At 34.9% G+C, this 15,775-nt stretch carries 21 protein-coding genes; 12 read left to right on the forward strand and 9 right to left on the reverse strand.

Translation table 11 applies throughout. The features are described 5' to 3' along the window. Window positions 1–500: 500 nt before the first annotated feature. A complete protein-coding gene (locus ACUXEY_RS21310; RefSeq protein ID WP_166704831.1) occupies window positions 501–1,736 on the forward strand; it encodes a dicarboxylate/amino acid:cation symporter in 1,236 nt (411 codons plus the stop codon). Between the two features lie 22 nt (window positions 1,737–1,758). Here the strand turns inward: ACUXEY_RS21310 and ACUXEY_RS21315 are convergent, their stop codons facing one another. Then, the gene (locus ACUXEY_RS21315) at window positions 1,759–1,914 is read right to left on the reverse strand and encodes a hypothetical protein (protein WP_042982698.1); all 156 of its coding nucleotides are present in this window, start codon (window positions 1,912–1,914) and stop codon (window positions 1,759–1,761) included. Window positions 1,915–2,050: 136 nt separating this feature from the next. After that, a complete protein-coding gene (locus tag ACUXEY_RS21320; RefSeq protein ID WP_000081439.1) occupies window positions 2,051–2,470 on the reverse strand; it encodes a MarR family winged helix-turn-helix transcriptional regulator in 420 nt (139 codons plus the stop codon). 162 nt (window positions 2,471–2,632) lie between these two features. On the opposite strand from ACUXEY_RS21320, the gene ACUXEY_RS21325 reads away from it, so the two are divergent. Next, the gene (locus ACUXEY_RS21325; protein WP_461301550.1) at window positions 2,633–3,064 is read left to right on the forward strand and encodes a YrvL family regulatory protein; all 432 of its coding nucleotides are present in this window, start codon (window positions 2,633–2,635) and stop codon (window positions 3,062–3,064) included. A 33-nt stretch (window positions 3,065–3,097) separates the two neighbouring features. Next, entirely contained in the window at window positions 3,098–3,685 is a 588-nt protein-coding gene (locus tag ACUXEY_RS21330; RefSeq protein ID WP_461301551.1) for a thioredoxin family protein, read from the forward strand. A gap of 29 nt (window positions 3,686–3,714) precedes the next feature. On the opposite strand, the gene uppP is transcribed toward ACUXEY_RS21330, so the two are convergent. Then, a complete protein-coding gene (uppP, locus tag ACUXEY_RS21335) occupies window positions 3,715–4,506 on the reverse strand; it encodes a bacitracin resistance undecaprenyl-diphosphatase (protein ID WP_166704834.1) in 792 nt (263 codons plus the stop codon). A 182-nt stretch (window positions 4,507–4,688) separates the two neighbouring features. On the opposite strand from uppP, the gene ACUXEY_RS21340 reads away from it, so the two are divergent. The 3 genes from ACUXEY_RS21340 to ACUXEY_RS21350 all read left to right on the forward strand — a co-directional run bounded on the left by ACUXEY_RS21340 (window position 4,689) and on the right by ACUXEY_RS21350 (window position 6,465). After that, a complete protein-coding gene (locus ACUXEY_RS21340; protein ID WP_461301552.1) occupies window positions 4,689–6,053 on the forward strand; it encodes an MATE family efflux transporter in 1,365 nt (454 codons plus the stop codon). A 69-nt stretch (window positions 6,054–6,122) separates the two neighbouring features. Continuing rightward, complete coding sequence (locus ACUXEY_RS21345) at window positions 6,123–6,296, forward strand: hypothetical protein (protein WP_000343559.1); 174 nt, start codon at window positions 6,123–6,125, stop codon at window positions 6,294–6,296. 19 nt (window positions 6,297–6,315) lie between these two features. Next, the gene (locus ACUXEY_RS21350) at window positions 6,316–6,465 is read left to right on the forward strand and encodes a hypothetical protein (protein ID WP_044792831.1); all 150 of its coding nucleotides are present in this window, start codon (window positions 6,316–6,318) and stop codon (window positions 6,463–6,465) included. Window positions 6,466–6,529: 64 nt separating this feature from the next. Here ACUXEY_RS21350 and ACUXEY_RS21355 read toward each other — a convergent pair whose 3' ends face one another. After that, window positions 6,530–7,048 (reverse strand): biotin transporter BioY, encoded by a 519-nt coding sequence (locus ACUXEY_RS21355; RefSeq protein ID WP_166704836.1) that lies wholly within the window; start codon window positions 7,046–7,048, stop codon window positions 6,530–6,532. 83 nt (window positions 7,049–7,131) lie between these two features. Between ACUXEY_RS21355 and ACUXEY_RS21360 the strand changes: the two genes are divergently transcribed. Next, window positions 7,132–8,034, forward strand: coding sequence for an aminoglycoside phosphotransferase family protein (locus tag ACUXEY_RS21360; RefSeq protein ID WP_429598908.1), 903 nt, complete (start codon window positions 7,132–7,134; stop codon window positions 8,032–8,034). A gap of 2 nt (window positions 8,035–8,036) precedes the next feature. On the opposite strand, the gene ACUXEY_RS21365 is transcribed toward ACUXEY_RS21360, so the two are convergent. From ACUXEY_RS21365 to amaA, 5 genes are all read right to left on the reverse strand, one after another. Further along, a complete protein-coding gene (locus tag ACUXEY_RS21365) occupies window positions 8,037–8,198 on the reverse strand; it encodes a hypothetical protein (RefSeq protein WP_000651005.1) in 162 nt (53 codons plus the stop codon). 98 nt (window positions 8,199–8,296) lie between these two features. After that, a complete protein-coding gene (locus ACUXEY_RS21370) occupies window positions 8,297–9,070 on the reverse strand; it encodes a hypothetical protein (RefSeq protein WP_166704838.1) in 774 nt (257 codons plus the stop codon). Window positions 9,071–9,094: 24 nt separating this feature from the next. Then, complete coding sequence (locus ACUXEY_RS21375) at window positions 9,095–9,541, reverse strand: flavodoxin (protein ID WP_461301553.1); 447 nt, start codon at window positions 9,539–9,541, stop codon at window positions 9,095–9,097. After that, a complete protein-coding gene (locus ACUXEY_RS21380; protein ID WP_000929012.1) occupies window positions 9,534–9,710 on the reverse strand; it encodes a hypothetical protein in 177 nt (58 codons plus the stop codon). Before ACUXEY_RS21380 ends, ACUXEY_RS21375 begins: the two co-directional genes overlap by 8 nt. 226 nt (window positions 9,711–9,936) lie before the next feature. After that, entirely contained in the window at window positions 9,937–11,106 is a 1,170-nt protein-coding gene (gene amaA, locus ACUXEY_RS21385; protein WP_429598902.1) for an N-acyl-aliphatic-L-amino acid amidohydrolase, read from the reverse strand. A 336-nt stretch (window positions 11,107–11,442) separates the two neighbouring features. Here amaA and ACUXEY_RS21390 point away from each other — a divergent pair, with 336 nt between their 5' ends. The 5 genes from ACUXEY_RS21390 (at window position 11,443) to dltD (ending at window position 15,760) form a co-directional block, all read left to right on the forward strand. Then, window positions 11,443–11,589, forward strand: a complete 147-nt coding sequence (locus ACUXEY_RS21390; RefSeq protein ID WP_000440293.1) for a teichoic acid D-Ala incorporation-associated protein DltX — start codon at window positions 11,443–11,445, stop codon at window positions 11,587–11,589. A gap of 12 nt (window positions 11,590–11,601) precedes the next feature. Beyond that, entirely contained in the window at window positions 11,602–13,116 is a 1,515-nt protein-coding gene (gene dltA / locus ACUXEY_RS21395; protein WP_461301554.1) for a D-alanine--poly(phosphoribitol) ligase subunit DltA, read from the forward strand. Next, on the forward strand, window positions 13,113–14,279 hold the full coding sequence (gene dltB / locus ACUXEY_RS21400; protein ID WP_000127922.1) for a D-alanyl-lipoteichoic acid biosynthesis protein DltB: 1,167 nt from the start codon (window positions 13,113–13,115) through the stop codon (window positions 14,277–14,279). Before dltA ends, dltB begins: the two co-directional genes overlap by 4 nt. Window positions 14,280–14,348: 69 nt before the next feature. Continuing rightward, window positions 14,349–14,588 (forward strand): D-alanine--poly(phosphoribitol) ligase subunit DltC, encoded by a 240-nt coding sequence (gene dltC, locus ACUXEY_RS21405; RefSeq protein WP_000807310.1) that lies wholly within the window; start codon window positions 14,349–14,351, stop codon window positions 14,586–14,588. Continuing rightward, window positions 14,585–15,760 (forward strand): D-alanyl-lipoteichoic acid biosynthesis protein DltD, encoded by a 1,176-nt coding sequence (gene dltD, locus ACUXEY_RS21410; protein WP_461301555.1) that lies wholly within the window; start codon window positions 14,585–14,587, stop codon window positions 15,758–15,760. Before dltC ends, dltD begins: the two co-directional genes overlap by 4 nt. Window positions 15,761–15,775 lie beyond the last annotated feature (15 nt).

The raw sequence follows: 15,775 nt of genomic DNA on the forward strand, positions 1-15,775 counted from the left end.
TGTATCGAAGTTGTTCCTCCCTAATTTATAAGACATTCCCCAGTGTCTTGAACAACTTCCATCCCTAATTAAATTGACATAAATTGTCCCCTTCCTTTGACCATCATTTGTGATGGTCTTATTTTTTGTTTACTCTACCGCTTATTTAAAACTTCCTCTCTCTTTCACTCTATGTTCACATAGGGGTCACATCCACCTTTTATAGTATATGTATCGAAGTTGTTCCTCCCTAATTTATAAGACATTCCCCAGTGTCTTGAACAACTTCCATCCCTAATTAAATTGACATAAATTGTCCCCTTCCCTAGACCATCCTATGCGATGGTCTATTTTGTTTTCTAAATAGATTATTTAACTTTTTCTGCTTACTTTAGCAAAGGCAATCTATATTTAAATAGACATTATTATACAAAATATTCAGAAAAAAACTGTCAAAATAGGTAGTTTTTCGGTACAATTAATTTAGAAAGTAATTTCACAAAAATAAGGAGGGGGTTTTATTGAAACAAACAAAAGCAATCTTAATTGCATTATTTCTCGGTTTAGTTGTCGGACTCACTTTAAATTTAGCTGCACCATCCATTTTTGAACCATTAAATCAATATGTGTTCAATCCACTTGGTCAATTGTTTATTCGCCTCATTAAAATGCTAGTTGTTCCTGTTGTATTCATTTCTATCGTACTTGGAGCTGCTGGGCTTGGGGACCCGAAGCAACTTGGAAGAATCGGCTTAAAATCAATTTCATTCTTTCTTGTAACTACAGCCGTTGCCATCTCTATTGCAGTTACATTTGCACTTATTATACAACCAGGATCTGGTGGTAATTTTAAAACCGAAGGGCTTAAATATGAAGGTGCAAAAACCGAAACATCTTTCGTCGATACATTGCTAAATATCGTACCAGATAACCCAGCAAAAGCGATGGCGGATGGAAACATGTTACAAATTATTGCCTTTGCCGTATTAATTGGACTTGGTATAGCTATTTTAGGAAAACGGGTCCAAGGTATTCATTCATTACTTGAACAGGGCAACGAATTAATGATGTATCTTGTTAATCTCGTTATGAAATTAGCTCCAATCGGAACATTTGGGTTGCTTGCTTCATCCGTTGGTAAAATGGGTCTTGCAGGCGTCGCTGCGATGTTCAAGTATATGATTGTCGTTATGCTAGTACTTATTATTCACGGCGTCTTCGTCTATGGCGGATTATTAAAGGTATTAGCAAAAGAAAGCATTGTCCGTTTCTTTAAACATTTCGGACCGGTAATGGCAATTGGATTTAGTACATCTAGCTCTAATGCATCTCTTCCGTTTGCAATGAAAACAGCACAAGAAAAACTTGGCGTTCCAAAAGCGATAAGTTCTTTTGTACAACCACTAGGTGCAACGATTAATATGGATGGTACTGCCATTATGCAAGGCGTAGCAACTGTGTTTATCGCTCAAGTATACGGGGTCGAACTTACTGTGTCCCAATTAGCTGTCGTCGTATTAACTGCTGTACTAGCTAGTATCGGCACTGCGGGTGTACCAGGTGTTGGACTCGTAATGCTGACGATGGTTTTAAATCAAGTAAATCTACCAGTAGAAGGTATTGCCTTAATTATCGGTATTGACCGTATTCTAGATATGTCACGAACAGCTGTAAACATTTCTGGTGATGCAATTTGCGCAATGATTGTTGCAAAATCAGAAGAAAAATATAATACAGATCAATCTGCAGCATCTTAAATCAAAAAAGGAGTGAATTAATTCACTCCTTTTTTGATTTACTTCCTTTTTTCGAACGATATTCTTTTCCTTTATTATCATTACCAGTCTCAAATTCAGAACTAAACTCTTGCTGAAATTGACCTGATTTCGGTGAACCTTGATTTCCGCTCCCTTTACTACCATTACGATTTGTCATATTTCTGCCCCCTTTCTTTACTAGTAGTATGTTACATATTTTCTTTTTTATAATCTTTTACATACGAAAGAAGACCTTCCTCATATAAGGAAAGTCTTCACCTTTTTCGCGTAAACGTTTTCTTACTAATAATGACTTAAATAAGTTTTTTAGAAATAGATATCATTATATTCATTTCTTCTTCTGAAAGCGTAGAAAATCTTTCTTGTAAATATTGTTTTTTCGCACCTTCCATTTTCGCAACTAAATCTTTTCCTTGTTCTGTAATCTCCAAATATACAACTCGTCGATCTGACGTAGAACGTGAACGAGTTACAAAACCTTTATTAATTAATTTTTCTGTAACAGCTGTAATATGACTATTCGACACATTTAACTCATTCGCTACACGTGATACCATTTCTTTATTCGTACGATTCAATATTCTAAGGACGATGAACTCATTCCACGGTATGTAACCACCAAATATTTTTCCGATATCATTACGCAACGTGCGGAACATAGCAAAAACATTTGTCGATAGTTCTTCCATTAATTGCTCTCGATTTTGAGACAACTTTGACAGCCCCTTTTATTTCATTTAGTTAAATAAAAACCTTATTAATAATCTTACATGAAATCTTACTTTTTGTCACCTTATTTCCCTACAATTCGTAGTTTTTTAATATACATTTCATGATACAATAAAGTTGAATTCCCAAAAAAAGGAGTTGTAATAGTGGAGGAAGAAGACAAGTTTTCTAATCTTAATCTAAAAGATAAGACTTTGATTATTGTTTTTGTTATTGTATTTCTCATTATATTTTTTGCATTTATATTTTTTGTATATGTAGGAATCTTTCAAATTACAGGTATAGAATATTCATCCAAAACAGCTCTACTACTCTTTTTTTTACTTATTCTATTATTAGATGGTATTACATATTTTATATTCATTTTCTTTAAAGCGCTCCTACATCCAATGATGGAAAGTATGCCTAATTGGCTCTCAATCGCCCTACTCTCCATCATTGAAATTACGCTAGATTGGTTTGTCATACATACCGCCGACGAATGGATAGAGAGCGTACAACTGTCCAACATAGCTGAATTATGTGTCGTACTATTCTTTTTCCTATTAAATAAATTATTAAGCGACAAGAAAGAGTAAGAATACAAGCTTTTCTATATAAAAATTGGTACAATGAAAATAAATCATACTAAAGAGGTGTTATTTATGAACTTACTACAATGGGCTGATAAAGGTATGTCCTTTGATACATATGTGAATGAAATGAAAGTAAATCAATACGAGCTACTGCATATTTACAATAACTTTTTAATTCCAAATGAGTTACTTCCTGTATTAGAAGAACGTCAAAACGATGGCTGGCGTGTTATCGTATTAACAGCTGATTGGTGTGGTGACGCTCTTTTATGCGTACCTGTTATGAAACGAATTTCTGAAGTTGCAAATATTGAAATGTCACTATTAATTCGCGATGAAAACTTAGAATTAATGGATCAATATTTAACAAATGGAACAGCTCGTGCGATTCCAATCTTTATTTTCATTAATAAAGATGGAAAGGAACAAGCCGTTTGGGGACCACGCGCTCCAAAAGTACAAGAGTTAGTAACTTCAATGCGTGCTACGTTGCCTGAAAAAGAAGATCCAACATTCGAAGAGAAACAGAAAGAAATGTACGCTAATTTCCGAGCTACGTTAGCGGATGATACTTCTCTTTGGGAACATGTAATGGAAAGCATGATGGAAAAAGTAGTAAAATAAAAAAACTGCCGAACTCGGCAGTTTTTTTATTACATAATGAAGAAATAGAATACCGCAGCTAAAATGAAACGGTAGTAAGCAAACGGTGTTAGTTTTACACGAGATAATAATTTTAAGAATGAAACAATTGCAAGCATCGCAACAATGAATGCTGTAATAAATCCTGTTGCAAATAACGGTATATCAGCCGCACTTAATATATCCCAGCTTTTAATTAAATCTAAGCCACTTGCAGCTACCATCATTGGTACTGCTAAAATGAATGTATATTCAGCTGCCGCTGTATGTGACACGCGAGCTAATAACCCACCACTTATTGTAGAACCAGAACGAGAAAATCCTGGCCAAAGCGCTAAACATTGGAACATTCCGATTGTAAATGCTTGCTTATATGTGATTTCATCTAATGTTCTTGCTGTACTTGGTTTTGAAAACTTCTCAGCAACAATCATTAAAATACCACCAGCCACTAAGCTAATGACAACTGGGCCTGGCCCAAATAAAACTTCTTTAATCGCACTATGAAACAATACGCCAAGTACGCCGGCAGGAATCATTCCGATAATAATATGTAATAAATTTAACGATGGTCCTTCTGTTACTTTCCCTATACCTACTAAAGACCATAGACGCTTCCAAAATATAACGACAACTGCTAAAATCGATCCCAATTGAATAACAACTTCGAAAACTTTCGCTCTCTCGTCGTCAAATCCAAGTAAATGACCTGTTAAAATCATATGTCCTGTTGATGATACTGGTAAAAACTCTGTTAAACCTTCAACAGCACCCATGATTATTCCAATTAACCAATCAGCCACGAGTAGTGCCTCCTTAATAACGAATATATAATTTTTCACACCTTATCATAATACCTTATCCCCTTTTAAAGTGCATCTTTTTTTTATTGATTGTACATGTTGTATACGCGTATTTCTTTTCTATTTTTTGATTAAATTGTATGATAGTAAGAGTTTGTTTTTTTTAGCGGAAAGGGGATTTTATGAAAGAAACTAATTCATTCTCACAAAAATTAAAGCAATTTGTATTACTATTTTTCCCGATTTTCGTAACGCAAATGTCATTATTTGCAATGAGTTTTTTCGATACGACAATGTCAGGACATGCAAGCCCTATTGATTTAGCAGGTGTCGCGATTGGAACAAGTATATGGATTCCAGTTAGTACGGGATTAACAGGAATTTTGATGGCCACTACTCCAATTGTTGCACAACTCATTGGATCTAAGAAAAAAGAGGATGTTCCTCACGTTGTTATACAAGCAGTATATTTAGCAATCTGTGCTAGTTTTGTTGTTATCCTTATCGGATTCTTCGCTGTTTCGCCTATTTTAAACGGCATGCGATTAGAAGAACCTGTGGAACGTATTGCAGCACAGTTTTTAAGTATTATTGCAATTGGAATTATTCCTTTATTTACTTACACTGTTTTACGCGGATTTATTGATGCATTAGGAAAAACTCGCACAACGATGATTATTACATTACTATCTTTACCAATTAACGTAGTATTAAATTATGTATTAATTTTCGGTCATTTCGGTTTTCCAAAACTCGGTGGTGTCGGAGCAGCAATTGCTTCTGCCGCAACCTATTGGTGCATTTTAATTATTACCGTTATAATTATTCGTACGAAAGAGCCTTTCGCATCTTTCCATATCTTTAAACAATTATATCGTCCTTCTCTTTCAAGTTGGAAAGAATTCTTGCAACTTGGCGTTCCTATCGGATTTGCTATCTTTTTTGAAACGAGTATTTTCGCTGCGGTAACACTTATGATGAGTAATTTTAGTACGACAACAATTGCAGCCCACCAAGCAGCTATGAACTTCGCTTCCTTGTTATATATGACTCCTTTAAGTTTAGCAATGGCAATGACCATCGCTGTTGGATTCGAAGTTGGAGCAAAGCGATATAATAACGCAAAACAATATGGATTTATCGGGATTGTCTTAGCACTTGCATTCGCGCTATTGTATTCCATTCTTCTTTACTTCTTTGATGATGAAATTGCTTCTATTTATACGACAGATGTACAAGTTCATCATTTAGCAAAAGAATTTCTTATATTTGCGATTTTATTTCAAATTTCAGATGCAATTGCAACGCCTGTACAAGGAGCTCTACGTGGTTATAAAGACGTAAACGTTGCCTTAATTATGACATTAATCGCTTATTGGGTAATCGGTCTCCCTCTCGGTTACATATTAGCAACGTATACGGACTGGGCAGCAAAAGGATACTGGATCGGTCTTATTATCGGTCTAGCATTTGGCGCCATCTTCCTTCTTGTCCGTCTCTTTCAAGTGCAAAGACAATATACAACAGAAAACCACCACTCACGATAGAGGGTGGTTTTCTTTATGCATATTTTTTCTATGAACGTATAACATAATGAAAAAGAAAGGTGGATGTATATGGACGAAAAAGAAAAGAAGCAATCATTCGATGAAGAATTCGCCCCTGAAATTTCACCTGGATATCGGCAAGATGTACATAAGCCACCGAAATATAAAAACACTTCGTTTTTAATGGGTATTACCATCTTTGCTGCTGTATTACTCGTGCTTATCATTTTCGTTTATTTTTGATGGAAGGTGATTTATTATTATGAAGAAACAAAATTCCAATCGTTCAAAAAGAACTGTAAAAACAGAAAAAGGATATGCAGGTGATTCTGTTCTTACTCAGAAACAAGTCGAGCAAGGGAATTTATATATTGCTCAAAAAGAAATTGGTCAACAAAATGAAAACCTTTAGAATCCCTCAAAGAACTGGGGGATTTTTTTATCCCGCTATTTATGATACTGATTCATATTTCACTTTATTGTACATACTGTTTTTGTTCTAACACCTTAAATGTATGATTAACCTTTACAATTTTCATTTCATAATTCAATTTCATTTCGCTTCTCTTACCATTTTCAATACCCGCCACGTACGCTACAGTTTGATAGAGAAAACTTTCATCCGTCACTTCACGTATCTCCTCGTTTGTAAATTTATACTCTAAATCCCGAAAACGATTTGGATAATAATTTTTCATTAATTGTTCATACCCACTATTCACAAATATTTCTTCACCTTTTCGTTTCACATCTTCTTTATCATGAAATTCAAACACTGATAGTTGTTCTGTCACAAAATGTTCTCCTACCTTTTTCATTTCATTATGAGTTAAAGTTTCTATGCTTTTGTTCTTTAATTCCTTATTTAATCCGTACTGATCAATCGGTTTATAGCTAGCAAAAACTTCTCCTTTATATGACCAAAACAGTCCAAAAACGATACATAGAGAAATGATTACTATTCTTTTCTTCGTAATACTCCCACCCTTCTTCATAATGATAGTTATATTTTAACATATAGAAAGAAAATTCTGATATCATAAAGCAGAATAACTTAAATCAGAAACGAGGAACAAGTATGGACTCTTACAAACAATATATAAAAGAAGCTTTGCCTAATCTTTCTATACACTCATATAAACAAAATGAAGAAGGATGGGATAATGTAGCGGTTATTGTAAATGATGAGCTATTGTTTCGTTTCCCGCGAAAACAGGAATATGCAATGCGAATTCCGTTAGAAAAAGAACTATGCACACTCCTCTCTTATTCACTACATGAAATTAAGGTTCCACACTATCACCTATTATATAGAAATGATGCTGATGCGGTTCCACTTTGTAGTTACTACACGCTCATTCATGGTGAACCATTAAAAACAGACACAGTTACCAAGCTTGAGGATAAAGAACTGAAAACTATTATTACACAATTAGCTGCCTTCCTTGCAACTCTACATAGTATTCCTTTAAAACAAGGTACAACGTTAGGGTTCCCTGTTGAAAAAACACTTACCTACTGGAAAGAGCTACAAACTAAGTTAAATCAGTATGTTACTAACAGTCTTACTTCGTTACAGCATTCATCTTTAAATCGGTTATTTGAAAATTTCTTTACATGTATCGATACATCCACTTTTCAAAATACTATTATTCATGCTGACTTTACACATCATCACATTTTATTTGATAAACAAAATAAAACCATTTCAGGTATTATCGATTTTGGTGATGCTCAAATGGGAGATCCCGCCTTTGACTTTGCTGGGCTATATTATGATTTCGGACATGAATTTACTACATCAGTATATGAACAATACAACATGCTTATTTCACACCATGATCCATTACTCATTCACCGTATCACTACCTTTTATCAATACAGCCCTTTACTACATAATATTATTTATAACTTTGAAACAAAGAATGAACTTGAATTCCTAGCAGGTACTAAAAAACTGAAACTAATACTACAGGGATGAGATTATATTCTCTCCCTATACTCTCTCTCCTCATACATCATTAACTTTTTATCCATTTCAACAATGACTTTATACAGTTGAAATGCTTGTAAAATTTGTAGTTGAATCCCAAAAGGAGCATTCTGTTCTTTTAACCATTGAAATACTTTCATTTCATCTTTCATTGATTGTTCCTCCCTTAATTAAAATCTGCTACAAATATACGGTAAATGATGAAAAGCTTTTCATGTCAATAACAAAAAAGGATGCAACATTGCATCCTTTAATGTACGATATTTTTCTTCTGCTTCGCTTCTTTCTGTACTTCTTCCCTTTGGCATTCACTACGAAACGCACAACTTATACACTCAGAACGAAAATGACGCTCTGTATAATGCTCAGGCTGTTGCAACATTTCTTTCATTCTAGATAAATCAGCCATTCCAGTTATAATATCTTCCTGTTTCGGAATGTACTCATACTTAGTTCCTTCTATTAAATTAATTACTTCAATTTTCCCTGGAAGAATGCCGAAAGCTTTATAACTAAATACTGTCATTAACTTTTGACAAAGAGCAAGCATTTCCTCATCCGCATCGACAACATACTTTTTAATTACAAACGACTCAGTACTCCACTCACCAACTTCTAATGTCAATGACATGTGGACACCTAGCTCTTCCATATATGTTTGAAATTTTTCATATAAAAATAACGGCGGTGTCTGACTATCATCTCTTTCAACAAACTGTAATAAGTGATCTGTTAGCTTCGCTAACACAATATAATACTCCGCCTTCGAAGCAAACATATTAACCCTTACTTTTTTCCAATACTTTTCTATTAATATTAAAAGTACAATTTTCGTTTGTTGGCCCGCAGGTAGCGTGTAATATTCGTTAATAATTCGATTCACAATCATTTGTGCGATTTGTTGCCATTCAAACGAAGAAGGTTCTCTTCTTTTTATATGACGAAAATAAAATTTATGCGGACAACGCATAAAATCATACAAATGATAATCTGTCATCGTTTTGATTGCGATTTTCTCATGCACTTGCTCTTCATCTCCCTTCTGCCATTAAGAAAGGTGTTTTACAAATTCAGCTCCAAACTGTAAACATTTTTCTACATCTTCATCTTCTGGCGTTAATTCTACTTTTAGTCCTTCTAACACAACTGCAGCTCCGCGTTCTTGTAGCTTTTCTATTAAAATGTCAACCGCCACACCGTACTTCGGATAAGCCGAATCACATGATCCGAAGACTGCCGCTTTTTTCCCAGTTAAATCAATAGAATCCATTGCTTCATAAAAATCTAAGAAATCATCAGGAAGGTCACCGTCTCCCCAAGTGTATGCACCTAAAATAATTCCATCATACTGTTCTAATATAGAAGCTTCTGGTGAATCCATAATATCAATAACTTCAATTTCATTTTCTGTTTCACGAATTGCACCGGCAATATGGTCAGCCATTTCCTCTGTATTTCCACTCATACTTGCAAAAATCATTACTAACTTACTCAACTGAACCTCTCCCTTTACTTTGTATCTCTTTTTCTGTCTGAATGCTCTTCTTCTCATCTACATATTCTGAACGAATTACATTTCGTTGCCATTCCATATGCTGATCAACTTCTTTATTTTTATCTTTTAATCCCCTCCGCAGAAGGTGAAATTTTTTTCTCATTAACATGTCGCATCCATCCTATTGATAATAATTATCAATTTCAACTACTTTTAGATTAATTGACATTGATTATCAATGTCAACAACTATTTTAAAAAAAATGATTAAAAGGTACAAGCTTGTCCGTTAGCTATTCATATACTATAAATGAGCATAGTTCTTTCTCAGCCCTCTCTGACGGAAAGAAATAAAAGCAACTGCGATAGAGCGCAGTTGCCTTTTTTTATACTTTTTTATGATTTTAGTAGTCTTATCGCTGTCTCTAGAAATAATTCCACTCCATAAATTAAAGCTGATTCATCCACATCAAACTTTGGATGATGATGCGGGTAGCAAGTATCTATCGTTTCATTACCTGTTCCTAATTTAATGAAACAACCAGGTGCTTTTCTTAAATATGCTGAAAAATCTTCTCCTCCCATAGAAGGTTCCAGCTTCACAACACGCTCATTCCCAAACAAATGTAGTGCACTTTCTTCTACTACTTTCGTAATATATTCATCATTAATAACCGGATCATATCCATATCGATATGAATATGTATACTCCCCTCCATGTGCTTTTGTAATTCCTTTCACGATTTTCTCAATTTTCTCTTCTGCTTCCACCCTTAATGCTTGATTAAATGAACGAACAGTTCCCATTAAAGTTGCTGCACTAGGAATAATATTATCAGCCATTCCCCCATGAAACTGCGTAACTGAAACGACTCTTTGCATGAAAGCACTTGTATTTCTTGATACGATATGTTGTAGATTTGTAATAATCTGCGCTCCGATTGCAATAGGATCTATCGTTTCTTCTGGCCTCGCTGCATGCCCTCCTTTCCCTTGAATTTCAACTGTAAATACGTCTGGTGCCGCCATCATCGGCCCATATGCAATTCCAATCTTCCCGCTCTCAAGTCCTGACATAACATGTAAACCAATTACATAATCAACACCATCCATCACGCCTGCCTCAACCATTTCTTGTCCGCCGCCAGGATATACCTCTTCTGCATGCTGAAAAAATAGACGAATCTCACCTGCAAAATCTTCCTTTATATTTGATAGTACTTCTGCTGTACTTAACAAAATAGCGGCGTGAGCATCATGTCCACATGCATGCATCACTCCCTTATTCGCAGACGTATAAGATTTCCTTGTCTCCTCTTGAATTGGCAAAGCATCTATATCAGCCCGAATCGCAACTACTTTCCCTTGTTCCGTTCCTCTTTTAATTGCTAGTACACTATACTTCGTCGGTCTCGTTACTTCAAAAGAAGAAAATGAGCACAATGTATCATATATAAATTGCGAAGTTTCTTTTTCATGAAATGATAATTCCGGATGTTTATGAAAATACCGTCTCCATTTAATAATGTTTTCTTCTGAAATAAAATCCTTCCACATCCTCTTCATCAGAAATTCCTCCTTTTACGAAACTTTAACAATCCATACATGAACTATGAAAAGCTCAAAAATTCAAACAAATATTACATTCCTATCCATTCTCCCAGACCACTTTTATACATTCACACAATCCACTTTCTATTTACATATCAAACCCATTACAAATTGGTGCTGAATGTAATATAATTGCTAAGTTAGGGATTTTCTTTTTTAGTATTTAGTGCTAATATCAGAAAAGAGCCTTTTGACTTATTTTTACCTAAAATGTGGAATTTTGTTTTTTTCACAATAATGTAGGACATGATACCTACAAAGAGCTATTATTTCATTAAGAGAGGGAAAGACATGGAAAGATTAAAAGAGATATGGTCTCGACCACTCACACAATGGGTTGCAAAGACGGTTTATTACCTTGCAATTTTATTTGCATTACTTTGGTTGTATGGATTCCATGATACAAACACAAGTACATTTATTTACAATGAATTCTAGGGTGGGAACGTTATGAAGTTATTAGAACAAATTGAAAAGTGGGCTATTGAAACGCCTGATCAAACTGCTTTTGTTTGGCGAGATGCGAAAATTACGTACAAACAATTAAAGGAAGATTCTGATGCGTTAGCACATTGGATTTCTTCTGCGTATCCAGATGATCGTTCACCAATTATGGTGTATGGCCATATGCAACCTGAAATGATTATTAACTTTTTAGGATGTGTAAAAGCTGGACATGCTTATATTCCTGTAGATTTATCTATCCCAGTTGATCGTGTACAACGTATCGCTGAAAATTCTGGTGCGAAACTACTTTTATCAGGAACTGAAGTAACTGTAACTGATTTACCAGTTCGCATTGTAAGTGAAGACAACTTAAAAGATATTTTCTTTACTCATAAAGGGAACACTCCAAATCCTGAACATGCGGTAAAAGGTGATGAGAACTTCTACATTATTTACACATCAGGAAGCACAGGTAATCCGAAAGGGGTTCAGATTACTTATAACTGCCTTGTAAGCTTTACAAAATGGGCTGTAGAAGATTTCAACTTACAAACAGGGCAAGTATTCTTAAATCAAGCACCTTTCTCATTCGATTTATCTGTCATGGATATTTACCCATCATTAGTAACAGGTGGTACACTTTGGGCAATCGATAAAGATATGATTGCACGTCCAAAAGACTTGTTTGCTTCTTTAGAGCAATCGGATATACAAGTATGGACTTCAACACCATCTTTCGCAGAGATGTGTTTAATGGAAGCATCTTTCTCTGAGAGTATGCTACCGAACATGAAAACATTCTTATTCTGCGGTGAAGTGTTACCAAATGAAGTAGCTAGAAAATTAATTGAGCGTTTCCCGAGAGCAACAATTATGAATACGTACGGTCCAACAGAAGCTACTGTCGCTGTAACAGGTATTCACGTTACAGAAGAAGTGCTTGATCAATACAAATCACTTCCAGTTGGTTACTGTAAATCAGACTGCCGCCTTCTTATTATGAAAGAAGATGGCACGATCGCACCTGATGGTGAAAAAGGTGAAATCGTAATTGTCGGTCCAAGCGTAAGCGTTGGATATTTAGGAAGCCCTGAATTAACAGAAAAAGCATTTACTATGATTGACGGTGAGCGCGCCTATAAAACAGGCGATGCTGGCTATGTTGAAAATGGTCTTCTATTCTATAATGGTCGTCTTGATTTCCAAATTAAGCTGCATGGTTATCGAATGGAATTAGAAGAAATTGAGCATCACCTTCGTGCGTGTTCTTACGTAGAAGGAGCAGTTATCGTTCCAATTAAAAAAGGTGAGAAATACGATTATTTATTAGCGGTTGTTGTTCCTGGCGAACATTCATTTGAAAAAGAATTCAAATTAACATCTGCAATTAAAAAAGAACTCAATGAGCGATTACCAAACTACATGATTCCTCGTAAATTCATGTATCAATCTTCTATTCCAATGACACCAAATGGAAAGGTAGATCGCAAAAAATTATTGAGTGAGGTTACAGCATGACCGCATATGGATCATTTTATTTTTTCGCTATAGTGGGCATTTTATTAATACCTACTATCATAGCTGGATTAAAAGGTAAAATGTTGCGTAAATATAATGCCGTATTAACATTAGTCATGATTGCTATTATCTTCTCTGATAAACCGAAGCAAGCGATTATGTTAGCCGCATTTATTATTTGGCAATATGCCCTAATTAAAGGCTATTTAATTTTAAGAAAACAAAATAATAGTACATTCATGTTTTGCATAGCTGTTATTTTATCGATTTTGCCACTTATTTTGGCAAAAATCGCACCATTTGTACCTGAATTACATTTTATTGTTTTCGCAGGTATGTCTTACGTAACATTTAGAGCTGTACAAATGGTCTTTGAAGTTCGTGATAATTTAATTAAAGAACTTTCCTTCTTTAATTTCTGGGAGTTTGTTTTATTCTTCCCTGCGATTTCAAGTGGACCTATTGATCGTTACCGTAGATTCCAAAAAGATATTCAAAAGCCGCCTAGCGCTGAAGAATATCAAAAGTTACTATATACAGGGCTTAACCGTATTTTCCAAGGTTTCCTGTACAAATTTATAATTGCGCACTTGATAACAACATATCTTGTAAAGGCCGTATTCGCCAATCAAGATACACTTTTATCTAATGCGATTTTTATGTACGCTACTAGTATGCAGTTATTCTTTGACTTTGCAGGTTATAGTGCGTTCGTAATTGGTATCAGTTACATGATGGGAATTAAAACTCCAGAAAACTTTAATAAGCCATTCCTTAGTCGTAACATTAAAGACTTCTGGAACCGCTGGCACATGAGTTTATCATTCTGGTTCCGTGATTTTATCTACATGCGTTTCGTCTTTTTTGCAACGAAGAAAAAGTTAATTAAGAACCGTTACACAATTTCGTATATCGGTGCATTTTTAAACTTCTTCATTATGGGAATTTGGCACATCCAAGGAAGCGCTGTTGCACAATATGTTATTTATGGTCTCTATCATGCCGCACTGTTCATTTTATTCGACATTTTCGAACGAAAAAACAAGAAGCATAAGTTTTGGCCAAACAATAAATTTACACACGTCCTTGCGATTGTAATTACGTTCCACGTTGTATGTTTCGGTTTCCTAATTTTCTCTGGACACCTTAACAGATACTTTTAATGCACCCTTCTTATAACTAGTAAGAAGTTGCACATATAATATATTTCGGATATAAAGGAGATTTTAAAAATGGCAGAATTCAAAGAGCAAGTATTAGATATTTTAGAAGAAGTATGTGAAAACGATATTGTGAAAGAAAACTTAGATGTTCAATTATTTGAAGAAGGTATTCTTGATTCTTTCGCTGTAGTATCTTTATTAGTTGAATTCCAAGAGCGTTTAGATATTGAAGTTTCTATTTCTGATTTTGACCGTGACGAGTGGGCTACTCCAAACATGGTTATTAAGAAGTTGGAAGAAATCCGATGAACAAAGCAAAATTTGGTCCGATGCTTTTAGCATTGGCCCTTTTTGCTGTATTCTTACTTATTCCAACGCGCTTCCTACTTCCACTTTTAAGTGATGAAAAAGTAGAACAAGCTGCCACTTCTTTAAAAGAAGAAAAAATTCAAAGTATGATTTTACAGCAAAAGATGTTAGCAGACTCAAAATACCTTCCGATGTATGGATCATCGGAATTCGCACGTATGGATGCTTACCATCCATCAAATTATTTCAAAGTAAAGCCTGAAGGATTCACACCATTCCTACTTGGACGCGGTGGAACACAAGACCTTGTACATGTATTAAACTTTGCATCTACAATGGATCAATTGAAGGATAAGAAAATGGTATTCGTTCTTTCCCCGCAATGGTTTGTGCCACAAGGTATTGATGAAACACACTTTGCACCTAACTTTTCAAAACAGCAAGGTTACCACTTCATTTTCAACGATGATGTAAAACCTGAAATGAAAAAGCAAATTGCAAAGCGTTTATTAAACTTTGAGATTGTTAAGAAAGAAACTTTATTTAAAATTTCGCTTGAAGGTATCGTTTACGATGATACAAAGCATAAAGTAAAAGCACTTGCAGCTAAACCTTTCGCTTATATTTATCGTAACATTTTAGATCGCAAAGATTTATTTACAGCAATGTTTGATATTAAACCGCATAAAGAAAAACTTGACCCTTCATTAAAACAAATGAACTGGGATGAAACTCGTAAACATGCAGATCAAACAGGTGCAGCAGAATCTGGATCTAATGAATATGGTATCGAAGATGGTTACTTCAACAGCAAAATCAAGAAGAAATTAAAGCAACGTGAAGGCTACTTAAAAAATGATGCTTATGATCAATCGCCAGAATATGAAGATTTACAAATTGTACTTGATTTATTAAAACAATCTGGTGCAAAACCGCTCTTCATTTCTGTTCCTGTAAAAGGTCCTTGGTACGATTACGCTGGCTTCCCGAAAGAACGCCGCGAATTGTACTATAAAAAAGTTCATGAGCAAATTGAGAAAGCTGGCTATCCAATTGCCGACTTCTCAAATCATGAGTATGATAAATACTTCTTAAAAGATCATATGCACTTAGGTTGGAAAGGCTGGGTTTATATCGATGAGGCCGTCCAACAATTTTATAAAGCAAACTAATGAAAAGACCGCTTG

The sequence above is a fragment of the Bacillus sp. F9_6S_D1_P_5 genome, assembly GCF_054823925.1.

Coding starts and splice junctions, on each gene's coding strand:
- ACUXEY_RS21315 (WP_042982698.1), bottom strand. CDS start 1,914: ATGACAAATCGTAATGGTAGTAAAGGGAGCGGAAATCAAGGTTCACCG.
- ACUXEY_RS21330 (WP_461301551.1), top strand. CDS start 3,098: ATGAAAATAAATCATACTAAAGAGGTGTTATTTATGAACTTACTACAA.
- ACUXEY_RS21340 (WP_461301552.1), top strand. CDS start 4,689: ATGAAAGAAACTAATTCATTCTCACAAAAATTAAAGCAATTTGTATTA.
- ACUXEY_RS21345 (WP_000343559.1), top strand. CDS start 6,123: ATGGACGAAAAAGAAAAGAAGCAATCATTCGATGAAGAATTCGCCCCT.
- ACUXEY_RS21350 (WP_044792831.1), top strand. CDS start 6,316: ATGAAGAAACAAAATTCCAATCGTTCAAAAAGAACTGTAAAAACAGAA.
- ACUXEY_RS21355 (WP_166704836.1), bottom strand. CDS start 7,048: ATGAAGAAGGGTGGGAGTATTACGAAGAAAAGAATAGTAATCATTTCT.
- ACUXEY_RS21360 (WP_429598908.1), top strand. CDS start 7,132: ATGGACTCTTACAAACAATATATAAAAGAAGCTTTGCCTAATCTTTCT.
- ACUXEY_RS21365 (WP_000651005.1), bottom strand. CDS start 8,198: ATGAAAGATGAAATGAAAGTATTTCAATGGTTAAAAGAACAGAATGCT.
- ACUXEY_RS21380 (WP_000929012.1), bottom strand. CDS start 9,710: ATGTTAATGAGAAAAAAATTTCACCTTCTGCGGAGGGGATTAAAAGAT.
- amaA (WP_429598902.1), bottom strand. CDS start 11,106: ATGAAGAGGATGTGGAAGGATTTTATTTCAGAAGAAAACATTATTAAA.
- ACUXEY_RS21390 (WP_000440293.1), top strand. CDS start 11,443: ATGGAAAGATTAAAAGAGATATGGTCTCGACCACTCACACAATGGGTT.
- dltA (WP_461301554.1), top strand. CDS start 11,602: ATGAAGTTATTAGAACAAATTGAAAAGTGGGCTATTGAAACGCCTGAT.
- dltB (WP_000127922.1), top strand. CDS start 13,113: ATGACCGCATATGGATCATTTTATTTTTTCGCTATAGTGGGCATTTTA.
- dltC (WP_000807310.1), top strand. CDS start 14,349: ATGGCAGAATTCAAAGAGCAAGTATTAGATATTTTAGAAGAAGTATGT.
- dltD (WP_461301555.1), top strand. CDS start 14,585: ATGAACAAAGCAAAATTTGGTCCGATGCTTTTAGCATTGGCCCTTTTT.